The sequence below is a fragment of the Bradyrhizobium amphicarpaeae genome (assembly GCF_002266435.3).
In the GTDB taxonomy this organism is placed as follows: domain Bacteria; phylum Pseudomonadota; class Alphaproteobacteria; order Rhizobiales; family Xanthobacteraceae; genus Bradyrhizobium; species Bradyrhizobium amphicarpaeae.
This window is the reverse complement of sequence record NZ_CP029426.2, coordinates 6,647,657-6,661,728: the sequence shown is the minus strand read 5'-3', so window position 1 is coordinate 6,661,728 and position 14,072 is coordinate 6,647,657. Positions and strand designations below refer to the sequence as shown.

At 64.5% G+C, this 14,072-nt stretch carries 15 protein-coding genes and 1 other RNA gene; 8 read left to right on the top strand and 8 right to left on the bottom strand.

The window, feature by feature from the left end:
- Positions 1-28 precede the first annotated feature (28 nt).
- The 5 genes from CIT40_RS31290 to CIT40_RS31270 form a co-directional block, all read right to left on the bottom strand.
- Complete coding sequence (locus tag CIT40_RS31290) at positions 29-1,156, bottom strand: muconate cycloisomerase family protein (protein ID WP_094893119.1); 1,128 nt, start codon at positions 1,154-1,156, stop codon at positions 29-31.
- Entirely contained in the window at positions 1,153-1,908 is a 756-nt protein-coding gene (locus tag CIT40_RS31285; protein ID WP_094893118.1) for an SDR family NAD(P)-dependent oxidoreductase, read from the bottom strand. Before CIT40_RS31285 ends, CIT40_RS31290 begins: the two co-directional genes overlap by 4 nt.
- Positions 1,908-2,702 carry an amino acid ABC transporter ATP-binding protein gene (locus CIT40_RS31280; protein WP_094893117.1) on the bottom strand — a complete coding sequence of 265 codons (795 nt, stop codon included), beginning with the start codon at positions 2,700-2,702 and terminating at the stop codon, positions 1,908-1,910. The genes CIT40_RS31285 and CIT40_RS31280 overlap by 1 nt, the downstream gene beginning before the upstream one ends.
- Complete coding sequence (locus CIT40_RS31275) at positions 2,699-3,361, bottom strand: amino acid ABC transporter permease (RefSeq protein WP_094893116.1); 663 nt, start codon at positions 3,359-3,361, stop codon at positions 2,699-2,701. The genes CIT40_RS31280 and CIT40_RS31275 overlap by 4 nt, the downstream gene beginning before the upstream one ends.
- A gap of 223 nt (positions 3,362-3,584) precedes the next feature.
- Positions 3,585-4,430: a transporter substrate-binding domain-containing protein gene (locus CIT40_RS31270; RefSeq protein ID WP_094893115.1), complete on the bottom strand. Its 846-nt coding sequence runs from the start codon at positions 4,428-4,430 to the stop codon at positions 3,585-3,587.
- A gap of 179 nt (positions 4,431-4,609) precedes the next feature.
- On the opposite strand from CIT40_RS31270, the gene ffs reads away from it, so the two are divergent.
- The 5 genes from ffs to CIT40_RS31245 all read left to right on the top strand — a co-directional run bounded on the left by ffs (position 4,610) and on the right by CIT40_RS31245 (position 8,058).
- Positions 4,610-4,706: signal recognition particle sRNA small type (gene ffs / locus CIT40_RS31265), an RNA gene on the top strand.
- Positions 4,707-4,801: 95 nt separating this feature from the next.
- Entirely contained in the window at positions 4,802-6,637 is a 1,836-nt protein-coding gene (locus CIT40_RS31260; RefSeq protein WP_094893114.1) for a DNA polymerase III subunit gamma/tau, read from the top strand.
- Between the two features lie 30 nt (positions 6,638-6,667).
- Complete coding sequence (locus tag CIT40_RS31255) at positions 6,668-6,988, top strand: YbaB/EbfC family nucleoid-associated protein (RefSeq protein WP_094893113.1); 321 nt, start codon at positions 6,668-6,670, stop codon at positions 6,986-6,988.
- A 1-nt stretch (position 6,989) separates the two neighbouring features.
- On the top strand, positions 6,990-7,592 hold the full coding sequence (gene recR / locus CIT40_RS31250; protein ID WP_018320788.1) for a recombination mediator RecR: 603 nt from the start codon (positions 6,990-6,992) through the stop codon (positions 7,590-7,592).
- 31 nt (positions 7,593-7,623) lie between these two features.
- On the top strand, positions 7,624-8,058 hold the full coding sequence (locus CIT40_RS31245) for a hypothetical protein (protein WP_094893112.1): 435 nt from the start codon (positions 7,624-7,626) through the stop codon (positions 8,056-8,058).
- A 132-nt stretch (positions 8,059-8,190) separates the two neighbouring features.
- Here CIT40_RS31245 and CIT40_RS31240 read toward each other — a convergent pair whose 3' ends face one another.
- The 3 genes from CIT40_RS31240 to CIT40_RS31230 form a co-directional block, all read right to left on the bottom strand.
- Complete coding sequence (locus tag CIT40_RS31240; RefSeq protein ID WP_094893111.1) at positions 8,191-9,549, bottom strand: AmpG family muropeptide MFS transporter; 1,359 nt, start codon at positions 9,547-9,549, stop codon at positions 8,191-8,193.
- A gap of 198 nt (positions 9,550-9,747) precedes the next feature.
- Positions 9,748-10,050, bottom strand: coding sequence for a GIY-YIG nuclease family protein (locus tag CIT40_RS31235; RefSeq protein ID WP_162307911.1), 303 nt, complete (start codon positions 10,048-10,050; stop codon positions 9,748-9,750).
- A gap of 132 nt (positions 10,051-10,182) precedes the next feature.
- Positions 10,183-11,379: a DNA recombination protein RmuC gene (locus CIT40_RS31230; protein ID WP_094893109.1), complete on the bottom strand. Its 1,197-nt coding sequence runs from the start codon at positions 11,377-11,379 to the stop codon at positions 10,183-10,185.
- A 171-nt stretch (positions 11,380-11,550) separates the two neighbouring features.
- Between CIT40_RS31230 and def the strand changes: the two genes are divergently transcribed.
- The 3 genes from def (at position 11,551) to truA (ending at position 14,066) form a co-directional block, all read left to right on the top strand.
- Positions 11,551-12,075 carry a peptide deformylase gene (gene def, locus CIT40_RS31225; RefSeq protein ID WP_094893108.1) on the top strand — a complete coding sequence of 175 codons (525 nt, stop codon included), beginning with the start codon at positions 11,551-11,553 and terminating at the stop codon, positions 12,073-12,075.
- A gap of 206 nt (positions 12,076-12,281) precedes the next feature.
- Entirely contained in the window at positions 12,282-13,217 is a 936-nt protein-coding gene (fmt, locus tag CIT40_RS31220; protein WP_094893107.1) for a methionyl-tRNA formyltransferase, read from the top strand.
- 111 nt (positions 13,218-13,328) lie between these two features.
- Positions 13,329-14,066: a tRNA pseudouridine(38-40) synthase TruA gene (truA, locus tag CIT40_RS31215; protein WP_094893193.1), complete on the top strand. Its 738-nt coding sequence runs from the start codon at positions 13,329-13,331 to the stop codon at positions 14,064-14,066.
- Positions 14,067-14,072 lie beyond the last annotated feature (6 nt).

Sequence of the window (14,072 nt, the reverse complement as noted above, 5' to 3'; positions counted from 1 at the left end):
TCCGCTGCGCGTCCCGGAATGACGGAAACTACCCCTCCGCCAGCACCCGCGCATTGCCGCGGACAGAGGCTTCGCTGACGCGAATACCGAGGCCGGGTCCATCGGGCACAACGACATGGCCGCCGCGGTTGGCGACGCGTTCCTCCAGCACGTCCTCGGTCAGCACGTGATGCGGCATGTAGAATTCGCAGCCGAGCGAGATGCCCGGCGTCGCCGCGATCAGCTGCGTGCCGGCGGCCAGCCCAATGCCGCCCTCCCACAGCGTGCCGCCATAGCCGGGCAGGCCGGCGATGTCGGCGATGGCCATGATCGCCTGTGCCTCGAACAGGCCGCCGGCCTTCATCAGCTTGATCGAGACGGCATCGGCTGCCTCGCGGCGCACCACTTCCATTATGTCGCGGCGGTCGAAGCAGCTTTCGTCGGCAAGCACGGGCGTTTCCAGCGCCGCGGTGAGCTGCGTCATCACGTCGAGATATTTGCGCGGCACCGGCTGCTCGATGAAGGTCGGTGCGAACTGCTCGACGTCGCGCAGGATCTTGATGGCCCCGAACGTCGCCAGCGCCTGGTTGTAGTCGACGCGAAGGTCGACCTTGTCGCCGAACTCGTTGCGGATCGCCTCGAGATGCTCGAGGTCCTCGCGATGCGGCTTCACGCCGGTCTTGACCTTGTAGATCACGTTCCCGTCCGGAACCATTTTCCGCATGCGTTCGAGATCGGCGGCGAAATCGGGATCGGCGATCGAGAAGGAGAGGGGAATGGTGTCGCGCACCCGGCCGCCGAGCAGGTCGGCGACCGAGAGTCCCGACGATTTGCCGACGATGTCCAGCAGCGCCATTTCGATCGCGACTTTCGCTTCGGCATGGCCGACCAGCGCGCGATCGAGTTCGGCCATCAGCGCGCGGACGCGGCGCACCGGCTTGCCGAGCACGATGGGCCTTAAATAGATATCGAGCGCGGAGAAAGCGGCTTCCGGCGTCCCCGTAAAGACCTCCCACGGTGCCGCTTCGCCCCAGCCGACCACGCCGTCGCTCGCGGTGAGCTCGATCAGCACGCGTTTCACCGTGCCCTTGACGTTGCCGACGCCCTGCAGGCGCGCCATCTTGATCGGGCTCTCGATCAGGAACAGCCTGAGGCGTTCGACGGTCGCTTCGCTCATGTCAGGCCTCCATTGACGTGCCAGACCTGGCCAGTGACGTAAGACGCCTTCGGGGATGCCAGGAAGGCGATGATCTCGGCAACCTCCTCCGGCCGTCCGCGGCGGCGCATCGGGATCAGCGCCTCGGTCGAGGCGATCTGTTCGGGCGACAGCCGGCTCTCGCTCGGTTTGTCCTTGACGATGAGGCCAGGCGCAACCGCGTTGACGGTGATGCCGTCGCCCGCGAGCTCGATCGCGATCAGCCGCACCAACGCTTCCAGCGCGGCGCGGCTTGCGGCCGTTGCGGCAAAGGGCGCGAATTCGGGCCGGATCGCGTGCGCGACGAAGGAGGACACGGCGACGATCCGTGCATCTTGCCCTGCGCGCAACTGCGGAAGCGCGGCAGCGACCATTCGCGTGAAGGCCAGCGCGGACTCGTCCATCGCCTGCCGGAACTGATCCGCCGGCGTGCCGATCGCACTGCCGCGGCGGGCATGGCCGCCGACCAGGATCAATCCGTCGAGCCGGCCGAACGCGGCTTTCGCGGCGGCGACGGCGTCGGTGGCCGCGCTCTCCTCCGCGAGATCGGCAAGGCAGCTTGCCGCCGCGGCGCCTTTCGCTTCGACATCCGCGGCGGTGGCTTGAAGCCCTTCTGCGTTGGCGCGCGTATGGAGCAGCAGACCGACGCCCGGCGCGGCGAGCAGTCTAGCGGTGGCGCGGCCGATGCCGCTGGCGGCACCGGTGACGAGATAGACGCGATTGATATTGGACATCACGAAGCCGTTGTGGCCGGCGGCAGCGCGCCGGTGCGGTGGAAATGGCTGAGGAAGGCGCGTGTGGCGGCTTCTTTTGGGTTGTCGACCACCTGCCGCGCCGGCCCTTCCTCGACCACGATTCCGTCGCGCATGAAGATGAGGCGGTCGGCGACCTCGCGGGCAAAGGCGATCTCATGCGTCACGATCACCATGGTCATGCCTTCGGAGGCCAGTTGCTGGATCACGTTCAGCACCTCGCCGACGAGTTCGGGATCGAGTGCGGAGGTCGCCTCGTCGAACAGCATCACGTCCGGCTCCATCGCGAGCGCACGCGCGATCGCGACGCGCTGCTTCTGGCCGCCGGAGAGCGTTGCCGGATATTGGTCCGCCTTCTCGGCGAGGCCGACCTTGGCGAGCTGCGCCCGGGCGAGCGTCTCGGCGTTGGGCTTGGCCATGCGGCGCACCGTGACCGGTCCCTCCATCACATTCTGCAGCGTCGTCATGTGCGGGAACAGGTTGAAATGCTGGAACACCATGCCGGTGGTGGCACGGAATTTTGCCAGCGTCTTCACGTCGGGTAGCTTTGAGCCATCGCCGAACGCGAAGCTTGTGTCGCCGACGCGGACGCTGCCGCCATCGGGCACGACCAGCAGATTGATGCAGCGGAGCAGCGTCGACTTGCCGGAGCCCGACGGGCCGATCAGCGCGACAACGCCGCCCTTGGCGACGTCGAGATTGATGTTCTTCAGGACCTCGTTGCTGCCGAAACTCTTGCGAAGGCTGCGGATCTCGATCTTTTGCGTCTGGCTCATTCGGCTACCGCCAGTCGCTTCTCGCCGCGCCGGACCAGGATGGTGAGCGGGATCAGGATCGCCGCATAGGCAACCGCGACGGCGGTGTAGGTTTCCAGCGGCCGGTAGCTGTCATGGGCGGCGACCTGACTTTGATAGACCAGATCGGGTACCGCAAGCACAGAGACCAGCGAGGTGTTCTTGAACTGGATGATCGACTGGTTCATCAGCGCAGGGATCATGCGCTTGATCGCCTGCGGCAGCACGATGCGCCGCATGCTCTGGCCGGGCGTCATGCCGAGTGCGGCGCCGGCTTCCGCCTGGCCCTTGTCGATCGAGATGATGCCGCCGCGGATGATCTCGGAATAGAACGAGCCGCCATAGAGCGAGAGCGCCAGGGCCGAGGCGGTGATCGGCGTCATCTCGACGCCGGCGAGGATCGGCAGCGCGTAATAGAACCAGATCAGCTGCACCAGGATCGGCGTGCAGCGGAACGCCTCGATGAAGGTGAGCGCGAGAAGACGCAACGCCTTGAAGCGCGAGAGCGTACCGAAGGCACCAAGCAGGCCGAACAGCAGCCCGCACACCACGATGACGATCGTGAAGCCGACGGTGACGCCGAGCCCGTTGAGAAAGAGCCAGCGATAGCTCCAGAGGATGCCGAAGTCCCACTGATACATATTTTTTTGGACCTCAGTCGCGAAATGGCACGGAAAACTCGAGCCGCGGTCTCGGTGCACCTCTCCCGCTTGCGGGAGAGGTCGGCGCGTAGCGCCGGGTGAGGGTTCTATCCTCTGGGGGAGTCTTCCTGGCGGAAACACCCTCTCCCCGACCCTCCCCCGCAAGCGGGGGAGGGGGTGCAGCGGCGTGCGCGGATCGAGACTGCCCCAAGTTTGCGAGACCCTACAGCGAAACGCCCGGCGGAATGTCCGCTTCCGTTACGCCCACCAGCTCCATATTGGTGATGATCGCGTTGCGGATGAATCCGAGGCCTTTGTTGAAGTCGATCCAGGTGTTGACGTAGTCGCGCCAGGTCTTGTCGGTCTCGCGGCGGAAGCCGGCATTCGAGGTCGTCGCGAAGATCGGCGTCGGCAGCACGAGCTGGCCGAGCGAGGGGTTCTTCTTCAGCACGGTCAGCGACAGCATGGTGATCAGGCACTGCGCGTCGACGCGGCCGGTCTGCAGTGCGGCGGTGGCATCGTCGGCGGTCTTGAGCCGCGTGATCTGCGCCTTCGGCGTCAGGCGGCTGACGACCTGGTCGTGCGAGGAGCCCTGGTCGACCGCGATCTTGATGTCGGGCGAGTTCAGCTCGGCCCAGCTCTTCGGCTTGAAGTCCTTCTTGCAAAGGATGCCGAACGCGTTGTTGAACACGGGCACCGAGAAATCGACCACCAGCGCGCGCTTCGGGGTCGGGTTGAGGCCGAAGAAGATGTCGATCTTGTTGGCCTGCAGGTCGAGCACCGAATTGCCCCAGGTGGTCTCGGTGATCTCGAGCTCGGCCTCCATGTCGTCGGCGAGTGCCTTGGCGATGTCGACGTAAAAGCCCTTCCACTGGCCGCTGGCGAGATCCTTCATGTAATAGGGCGCGCCGCCGCCGACCGCGCCGATCCGCATCTTCTTGGTCCGGCGGATGCGGGCGAAGGTCGATTCGTTCTGATCAGCGGTCTGGGCCACGGCCGGCGAAGCCAGCGCGGCCGCGGTCATGGCGCCAAGCCCGACAATCGATGCAACATCACGACGTGTAACCATTGGGATCAATCGCTTTTCTGGTTGGGATAGGTTTCGGCAGGTTCATACCAAGGCAGCACTATCAGTGAAAGCACAGCCTATCGGCTGAGCAGATCTGGAATTGCCCGGATGCTGGGCAGGCGCCGTCGAAGGGCGATAGCCGCTTGCTTTCCGCCCCTTTTGGCCCCAAATAGGGACCGGGAGATTGGCGGTGGACGAGCCACTCGCCAACCGGGTCAGGTCCGGAAGGAAGCAGCCCTAACGAGGTCCGGATCGGGTCGCTCGTCAGTCTCCTACCTGTTTTTCGAGCGAACCAGCGCCGGCGGCACCAGCCGCCAGCGCGCTCCTTTCCGCAAAAGCCGGCCACGAGACATATCATTGCGGATCGACCGATGACCGACGCTGGCGCCCCTTCCAATCCCGATAGCGCCGGCGCGGCCGGCAACGCGCCTTACCGGGTGCTGGCGCGCAAATACCGTCCCTCCAGTTTCGACGATCTGATCGGCCAGGAGGCCGTGGTCCGCACCGTCTCCAATGCGTTCGAAACCGGACGGATTCCGCAGGCCTGGATCCTCACCGGCGTCCGCGGCGTCGGCAAGACCACCACCGCGCGCATCCTGGCCCGGGCACTCAACTACGAGATGCCGGATGGTTCGGTGAAGGGCCCGACCATCCACATGCCGACGCTCGGCGTGCATTGCCAGGCGATCATGGAAAGCCGGCACATGGACGTGCTGGAGATGGACGCGGCATCGCATACCGGCGTCGACGACGTCCGCCAGATCAATGACAGCGTGCGCTACGCGCCGGCCAGCGCGCGCTACAAGGTCTACATCATCGACGAAGTCCACATGCTGTCGACGGCGGCGTTCAACGCCTTCCTGAAGACGCTGGAGGAGCCGCCGGAGCACGCCAAATTCGTGTTCGCGACGACCGAGATCCGCAAGGTTCCGGTCACGGTGCTGTCGCGCTGCCAGCGTTTCGACCTGCGCCGGGTCGAGGCCGACGTGCTGATGAAGCACCTCGCCAACATCGCGGCCAAAGAAAATGTCGAGATTGAGCCCGAGGCGCTCGGCATCATCGCGCGCGCCGCAGAAGGCTCGGTGCGTGATTCGCTGTCGCTGCTCGACCAGGCCATCGCGCATGCGGCCGGCACGGTGAAGGCCGACGCCGTCAGGCAGATGCTGGGGCTCGCCGACCGCACCCGCGTCATCGACCTGTTCGATTCGCTGGCGCGCGGCGATATCGCGGCCGCCTTCAAGGAGTTCCGCGACCAGTACGATGTCGGCGCCGATCCGATCGTCGTGCTCTCGGACCTCGCCGAATTCGTCAATTTCGTCACCCGCGTGAAGATCGTTCCCGCGACTGCCGACAACGTCGCCTATGGCGAGACCGAGCGGGTGCGCGCGAGGGATTTCGCCTCGAAGATCTCGATGCGCGTGCTGTCGCGGATGTGGCAGATGCTGCTGAAGGGCATCACCGAGGTACAGGCGGCGACGCGGCCGGCTGCGGCCGCCGAGATGGTGCTGGTGCGGATCGCCTATGTCGCCGATTTGCCGACGCCGGACGAAGCGATCAGGATGCTGGAGCAGAACGGCGGCGGTTCGCCGGTCGCGAGCGGCGGCGGTGCCGGACGCAGCAGCGCGCCGTCCGCGCCGGTTGCATCCGCATCGTCCGTGTCTGCAGCGCCCGTTCGCATGCCGACATCATCGCCATCAGCGTTTGGCGGCGGCGCCCGGCCGCAGATGGTGGCGCCCGCGCCGGATCCGCAAAGCGCCGTGCCGCAGTTGCGCATCACGAGCTTCACCCAGCTCGTCGCGCTGGCTGGGCAGAAGCGCGACATCATGACCAAGAGCGCGCTCGAAGGCGACATGCGCCTCGTCCGTTTCGAGGAGGGCCGGCTCGAAATCGCGCTCGAGCCGAACGCCTCCAAGACCATGATCACCGAACTGGCGCGAAAATTCGAGCTGTGGACCGGCCGGCGCTGGACGGTGATCGTATCGAACGAACAGGGCCAGCCGACGCTGCGCTCGGTGAACCATGCGGCGAAGCAGGAACATGCCCGCACCGCGGAGGCGGATCCGCGCGTGCGGGAGGTGCTGTCGCGTTTTCCCGGCGCCAAGGTTGTCGAGGTCCGCAGGCTTGCCCCGGAGACGCCGGAGGCCAATATAAATGCGGACTATGGCAGCGACGATCCGCCCGACGGTTCCGACGGCGACGATCTGTGAGCCTAACTTCTTTCCAAGGACACGCGACCTATGGCTGATTTTCTCGGCATGATGAAGCAGGCGGCGCAACTGCAATCCAAGATGCAGGAGATGCAGGAGCAGCTGGCCAACGTGGAAGTCGAGGGCATCTCCGGCGGCGGCCTCGTCGCCGTGCGCATGACCGCCAAGATGGACGTCAAGGGCATCAAGATCGATCCCTCGCTGATGAAGGCGGAAGAGCGCGAAGTGTTGGAAGACCTTCTCGTCACCGCGCTCGGTGATGCGCGCCGCAAGGCCGAGGCCGCGATGCAGGAGAAGATGCAGTCGCTGACCGGAGGGCTCGGCCTGCCGCCGGGGTTGTTCGGCCAATAATATGGGCGCGGTTGCAGGTCCCGAAATCGAGCGGCTGGTGCAGCTTCTCGCGCGGCTGCCGGGCCTCGGTCCGCGCTCGGCGCGGCGCGCGGCGCTGCATCTGATCAAGAAGCGTGAGGCGCTGATGATGCCGCTGGCTTCGGCCATGCAGGTCGCGCTCGACAAGGTCCAGGTCTGCAAGACCTGCGGCAACATCGACACGCAAAATCCCTGCACCGTCTGCACCGATCCGAAGCGCGACGACGCCATCATCGTCGTCGTCGCCGACGTCGCCGATCTCTGGGCGCTGGAGCGCGCCAATGCGACCCAGGGGCGCTATCACGTGCTGGGCGCGACGTTGTCGCCGCTCGACGGCGTCGGCCCGCAGGATCTGACCATCGACGCGCTGGTCGCGCGCGCGCATGATTCTCGGGTGCACGAAATCATTCTGGCTCTGAATGCGACGGTGGACGGCCAGACCACGGCGCATTACATCACCGACCTCTTGCAGGACGCCAATGTGAAGGTGACGCGGCTCGCCCACGGAGTTCCCGTCGGCGGCGAGCTTGATTATCTCGATGAAGGTACGCTATCGGCTGCGATGCGGCAGCGCACCCTGTTCTAGCTATCCAATAAATCTCACGGAACGGAACGACATGACGAAATGTTTCGCCAAACGATTGGCTTTGCTCGCGACGATGGCCATGATGGTGACCCCGGCCATGTCAGCGCAGCAGGACGACGGCGCGCCTCCGCCGTCGAAGCCCGGCAAGCCGATCAACGCCGGCGAGGTGCTGTCGGGCGCGTTGAACGCGATGAAGGTGCGCGACGTCAAGAACGGCAAGCGGGTTCCGATGTATCAGATCACCTCCGAGCCGCGTCGCCTGCCGGCGCCGAACGGGCTGTGCAACCTCGAGACCGGGCCCGAGACCTTCCAGCTCGTCACCTCCAGCGACGCGCAGGCCACGCAGTTGAAATCGTTCGTCGGCAAGGAAATCTCGGTCAAGGTCGACGAAATCGCCTGCGCCAGCGATCCCGGCCAGATGAGCGAAGCCGTGATCACGAAGTGGAGTTTGATCAGGAAGCAGTAGGGGGAAGGGTTCGCGCCACTCTCTCCGTTGTCATTGCGAGCGCAGCGAAGCAATCCAAACGGTCGGCTTGCAAACAGTCTGGATTGCTTCGTCGCAAGAGCTCCTCGCAATGACGAGGAGATAATGCGACCGTCAAACCCGCACCGACCCTAGCGCCTCGAAATGCCCGCGCTTTTGCAGCCAGGTCAGCAGCACAAGGCTCGGGATCGCCACCAGCACACAGATCACGAAGAACATGGGCCAGCCGCTGGCCTTGGCGACATAGCCGGACACTGACGAAAGATAAGTTCGTCCGACCGCCGCGAGCGCGGTGAGCAGCGCGTACTGCGTCGCCGTATGCATTGGATTCCGGCACAGTGCCGAGAGGTAGGCGACGAAGATCACCGTGCCAATCGCGCTCGTGAAATTCTCACAGGTGATGGCAAAGGCGAGCGCCCATTGGCTGGTGCCGATCAAGGCTAGCCAAGAGAAGGAGAGGTTCGCGACAGCCTGCAATACGCCGCCGATCCACAAACTTTTTGCTAGTGAATAACGCCTTGCGACGAAACCGCCGGCGAAGCCTCCAACCAGCGTTGCGGCCAGGCCAACGCCCTTAACGATGGCCGCGTAATCGGTCTTGCTGAAGCCGATGTCGACCACAAAGGCTTCCGTCATGATGCCTGAAAACGCGTCCGTGAACTTGAACAGGATGACGAAGAGAAGAACGGCGGCGACCATATCCAGAGACAAGAAGTCGAGCAGGGCGCTCTTTGTGGTTTCAAAGACACGCTTCATCGGATCGCCTACGTTTTTGGCGGTTGCGAGCTGCGACTGATCTGGCTCGGCGGCTACAAACGCAGTGACCATGCCGATGAGAATGAGCGCCGCCATTGCGGCATATCCAAGTTTCCAGGCGTCCGCCCGGCCAAAGCCCGATTTTTCGAATGCATCGATCAAAAAGAGAGCACCGGCCGTAGAGACCAGAGTGCTGATGCGGTAGGCGGCAACGTAGGACGCCATGCCCGCCGCCTGCTCGTCTTTGGGCAAACTTTCGATCCGGAATGCATCGACGACGATATCTTGTGTCGCCGAGGCGGTCGCCACCAGCAGCGCCGCACCGAACGGTACATACCAAGGAGTCGAGGCGGGGTTGCAAAAGCCAAGCAGCAGGATCGCCAACACAAGCATGATCTGCGACACGACCAACCAACCCCGTCGTCGACCTAGGATTTTGGAAAGCAGCGGTACGCTGAGAGCGTCAACGAGCGGCGCCCATAGAAACTTGATGGTGTACGGCGTTCCGACCAGCGCGAACAGTCCAATGGTTTCCAGATCGATCTGCGATTCACGGAGCCAAAATCTCAGCGTCGACCCCGACAGTGCCAGCGGTAGCCCCGAAGAGAAACCCAGGAACAGCACAATCAGCACCCGCGGTTGCAGGTACATGGCAAGACTGTCGCGCCAAGAGGTCGCAGGCGCGGCGGCGGAGGAGGTCGCGTCGGGTAAGGTCATGGGGTGCTGTTAGCAGATTCTGGGAGAAAACACTCGCGGTCGCCGGTGAAGCCGGAGAGGCCGCAACACCCCCGGTGTCATCGTCCGCGAAGGCGGACGATCCAGTAAACATCAGCGCCTCGATTCAATCACAACCGCCGGGGCGTACTGGATGCCCCGCCTTCGCGGGGCATGACAGTGTGCCGGAGCGAGACGGAGTCATGGTGGGCCGGCTAACTCGTGATAGAGATCATCCCAATTCGGGTTGTGCTGCTCGATCAACCGAACCTTCCAGGCCCTGTTCCACTTCTTGAGCCGCTTCTCCCGTTTGATCGCATTCTCAGGGTCGTCGAACTGCTCGAAGTAGACTAGCCGTGCGACGTTGTACTTCTCGGTGAAGCTCTCGATGAGCTTCAATTTGTGCTGTGCCACGCGGCGGATCAGGTCGTTCGTCACCCCGATGTAGAGAGTGCCGCCAATCTTACTCGCGAGAATGTAGACGTAGTAATGGCGTGCACCCACCTGACCGCCCCGACCGCCGTCATCGTCCGCGAAGGCGGACGATCCAGTAAACATCAGCACCTCGGTAAATTACGACTGTCACGGAATACTGGATGCCCCGCCTTCGCGGGGCATGACAGCGTGCCCTGAATCTCACTCCCCCGCCTGGAGCTTCCTCGGAAACAGCTCGCCGGCCCCCGCCACCAACCGCGGTCCTTCCGGTGCATCGGTCTTGCTGAAATCGAGCTCCTCGATGCGGCCCGCGCGCTTCTCGATCTTGTCGGCGGAGATCAGGATCTGGCGGACGTCCTCGTTCGCGTCGGAGAAATGCTTCTGCAACTTGACGACGCGGTCGCGCAGGCGGCCCAGATCGTCGCCGAGCTTGACGACTTCGGTCTGGATCTGGTCGGCGGCGTCGCGCATGCGCGCGTCCTTCATGATCTGCTGCATCACCTGGATCGCCAGCATCAGCAGCGAGGGGGACACCAGCACGACTTTGGCGCGATAGGCCTTCTGGATCACGTCGTCGAAGCCGTCATGGATCTCGGCGTAGACCGATTCCGACGGCACGAACATCAGCGCCATCTCCTGGGTCTCGCCGGTGACGAGGTATTTTTCGGCGATGTCGCTGACATGCTTCATCACGTCGCCGCGCAGCCGCTGCGTGGCGATGCGCTTTTCCTCGTCGGTACGGGCGTCGTGCAGCGCCGTCATCGCCTCCAGCGGAAATTTCGCGTCGATGCAGAGCGGGCGCTGGTCGGGCAGGAACACGACGCAGTCCGGCCGCTTGCCGGTCGAGAGCGTGAACTGGAACTCGTAGGCGCCCTTTGGAAGACCGTCCTGGACGATCGCCTCCATCCGCGCCTGGCCGAACGCGCCGCGCGACTGCTTGTTGGCGAGCACGTCGCGCAAGGTCGTCACCTGGGTGGTGAGATCGGTGAGGTTCTTGTGGGCGCTGTCGATGATGCCGAGTCGCTCGTGCAGCGCGCGCAGGCTTTCCATGGTGTTGCGGGTCGAATGCTCCATGGACTGGCCGACGCGGTGGGTGACCGAGTCCAGCCGCTCGTTGACCGCCCGCGCCATCTCGGCCTGGCGTCCCGCCAGCGCCTGGGTCATGGCGTCGACCCTTCCTGAGGATTCGCTCTGGGCGCGCAGCACCTCGCTCAGGCGCTCCTCGAGCTCGTCGGCCCGGATCGCATGCGCCATCGCGAGTTCCGCGCCGCGCCGGCCCGAACGGGCGATCACGACGGCAATCGCCACCAGGAGGATGAGGACGAGGGCGCCGAAGCCGATCAGCGCATCGATCGTGCGCACCGGCCAGTCGCCGAGCATGAAAATGATCTCGTTCATGCCGACCGTTCTAGCCGATTCGCCAGTGGCCGCGAACGAATAGCGAACGCTTATGGTTAACCGCCCCCTAATTTTTATGGTTAACGAAACCTGAAAATTTATGGTTAGCGAAGGGTTAACGGGGTTCCCGCCCGCATTGACCGCACCCGGCGCGGGGCTTAAATCGCGGCCATGGCCCTCAGAGAAATCATCATCCTGCCCGACAAGCAGCTGCGTCTGGTCTCCAAGCCGATCGAGAAGGTCACGGCCGAGATCCGCAAGCTTGCCGACGACATGTTCGAGACCATGTACGACGCGCCCGGCATTGGCCTGGCCGCGATCCAGATCGCGCAACCGCTGCGCCTGATCACCATGGACCTCGCCAAGCGCGACGAGAACGGCGAGACCAATCCGCTGCCGCGCGTCTTCATCAACCCCGAGATCATCGGCTCGTCCGAGGAGCTGTCGGTCTACGAGGAAGGCTGCCTCTCGATCCCCGAATATTACGAAGAGGTCGAGCGCCCCGCCAAGGTGCGCGTGCGCTTCACCGATCTCGACGGCAAGGTGCACGAAGAGGACGCCGAAGGGCTCTACGCCACCTGCATCCAGCACGAGATCGACCATCTCAACGGCGTGCTGTTCGTCGACTATCTGTCGAAGCTCAAGCGCGACCGCGTGATGAAAAAGTTCGAGAAAGCCGCCAAGCGCGCGGAGTGATGACGACGTAAGCGACCGGCGCTGCCCCACGGTAACCTGCGCTCCCTCCCCCCTTGTGGGGGAGGGCAGGGGAGAGGGGTAGCCCAGCAAGTGGTCTAACCGGGGCCAAGAAACCAGTCCGTGCTCGATTGCGAGAGCGCGTCGTGTGGCACCCCTCTCCCTAGCCCTCCCCCACAAGGGGGGAGGGAACATACCGAGTGCTTGTCATGCCCCTTCGCCTCATCTTCATGGGCACGCCCGATTTCTCCGTGCCGACGCTGCTCGAGCTGGTCGCGCACGGCCACGAGATCGTCGCCGTCTACACCCGTGCGCCGAAGCCGGGCGGGCGGCGCGGCCTGCAATTGCAGCCGACGCCGGTCGAGGAGGCCGCGCGAAAGCTCGGCATTCCCGTGCTGACGCCGAAGACGCTGAAAACCCAGGAAGCGCTCGACGAGTTCAGCGCGTTCGATGCCGATGCCGCCGTCGTCGTCGCCTACGGCATGATCCTGCCGCAGGCGATCCTCGATGCGCCGAAACTCGGCTGCTACAATCTGCACGCTTCACTATTGCCGCGCTGGCGCGGCGCGGCGCCGATCAACCGTGCGATCATGGAAGGCGATGCCGAGAGCGGCGTGATGGTGATGAAGATGGATGTCGGCCTCGACACCGGCGACGTCGCCATGGCCGAGCGCCTCGCAATCACCGACAATATGACGGCTGTCGACCTGCACGACCGTCTCTCGCGCCTCGGTGCCGACCTGATGGTGCGCGCGATGGCTGCGCTCGATCGCGGCGGGCTCCAGCTCAAGAAGCAGGGCGAGGACGGCGTGACTTACGCCGCCAAGATCGACAAGGCCGAGGCGCGGATCGACTGGAGCAAGCCGGCGCGCGCCGTGCTGCGCCACATCCACGGCCTGTCGCCGTTCCCCGGTGCATGGGCCGAACTTGCCGGCGTCAGCGAGAACGCGCGCGTCAAAATCCTGCGGTGCGAGCTGGCGAAAGGATCGGGCGCGCCGGGCGGGGTGCTCGATGACAAGCTCACCATCGCCTGCGGCGAGGGCGCCATCCGCATCATCGAGCTCCAGCGCGAGGGCAAGGGCCGGATGCAAGCTGCGGACTTTTTGCGGGGCGTGCCTTTGAAGGCGGGAGCGAGGTTCAGCTAGCCGACTCGTCATACGCGGGCTTGACCCGCGTATCCATCTTCTAACAAAACTCCTTCCCAGGCGATGGATTGCCGGGTCGAGCCCGGCAATGACACCGGACAAATCGGACAAATGCCCCGCTACAAGCTCACCATCGAATATGACGGCGCGCCGTTCTTCGGCTGGCAGGTGCAGGACACGCTGCCGTCGGTGCAGGGCGCGCTGGAGGCGGCCGTGAAGGCGATGACCGGCGCGGATTTGCGGGTGCATGGCGCCGGCCGCACCGATGCCGGCGTGCACGCGCGGGGCCAGGTCGCGCATGTCGACATCGACAAGCCATTTCCACCCGGCCGCTTTCGCGACGGGCTCAACGCGCATCTTCGCCCGCATCCGGTCGCGGTGCTGGAAGCGGAGGTCGTGCCCGACAGCTTCGAGGCGCGCTTCTCGGCGGTGAAGCGCCATTATCGCTATCGCGTCATCAACACCCGAGCCAATCTCGCGCTCGACATCGGCCACGCCTGGCGCGTGCCGCGCAAGCTCGATGCGGAGGCGATGCATGCGGCCGCGCAGCGTCTGCTCGGCAAGCACGATTTCACCACGTTCCGCGACACCGAGTGCCAGGCCAGATCTCCGGAGAAGACGCTCGACCAGCTCGACGTCGAGCGCGATGGCCGCGAGATCATCATCGTCACCTCCGCGCGCTCGTTCCTGCACAGCCAGGTCAGATCGATGGTAGGCTCGCTGGTCTGGGTCGGCGAAGGCCGCTGGACCGCCGACGATCTCTCCGCGGCGTTAGAGGCGCGCAACCGCACAGCATGCGGCATCGTCGCCCCGCCGGACGGGCTGTATCTGATGAAGGTGGATTATTAGGCGAAG

Coding starts and splice junctions, on each gene's coding strand:
- CIT40_RS31290 (WP_094893119.1), bottom strand. CDS start 1,156: ATGAGCGAAGCGACCGTCGAACGCCTCAGGCTGTTCCTGATCGAGAGC.
- CIT40_RS31285 (WP_094893118.1), bottom strand. CDS start 1,908: ATGTCCAATATCAATCGCGTCTATCTCGTCACCGGTGCCGCCAGCGGC.
- CIT40_RS31280 (WP_094893117.1), bottom strand. CDS start 2,702: ATGAGCCAGACGCAAAAGATCGAGATCCGCAGCCTTCGCAAGAGTTTC.
- CIT40_RS31275 (WP_094893116.1), bottom strand. CDS start 3,361: ATGTATCAGTGGGACTTCGGCATCCTCTGGAGCTATCGCTGGCTCTTT.
- CIT40_RS31270 (WP_094893115.1), bottom strand. CDS start 4,430: ATGGTTACACGTCGTGATGTTGCATCGATTGTCGGGCTTGGCGCCATG.
- CIT40_RS31260 (WP_094893114.1), top strand. CDS start 4,802: ATGACCGACGCTGGCGCCCCTTCCAATCCCGATAGCGCCGGCGCGGCC.
- CIT40_RS31255 (WP_094893113.1), top strand. CDS start 6,668: ATGGCTGATTTTCTCGGCATGATGAAGCAGGCGGCGCAACTGCAATCC.
- recR (WP_018320788.1), top strand. CDS start 6,990: ATGGGCGCGGTTGCAGGTCCCGAAATCGAGCGGCTGGTGCAGCTTCTC.
- CIT40_RS31245 (WP_094893112.1), top strand. CDS start 7,624: ATGACGAAATGTTTCGCCAAACGATTGGCTTTGCTCGCGACGATGGCC.
- CIT40_RS31240 (WP_094893111.1), bottom strand. CDS start 9,549: ATGACCTTACCCGACGCGACCTCCTCCGCCGCCGCGCCTGCGACCTCT.
- CIT40_RS31230 (WP_094893109.1), bottom strand. CDS start 11,379: ATGAACGAGATCATTTTCATGCTCGGCGACTGGCCGGTGCGCACGATC.
- def (WP_094893108.1), top strand. CDS start 11,551: ATGGCCCTCAGAGAAATCATCATCCTGCCCGACAAGCAGCTGCGTCTG.
- fmt (WP_094893107.1), top strand. CDS start 12,282: ATGCCCCTTCGCCTCATCTTCATGGGCACGCCCGATTTCTCCGTGCCG.
- truA (WP_094893193.1), top strand. CDS start 13,329: ATGCCCCGCTACAAGCTCACCATCGAATATGACGGCGCGCCGTTCTTC.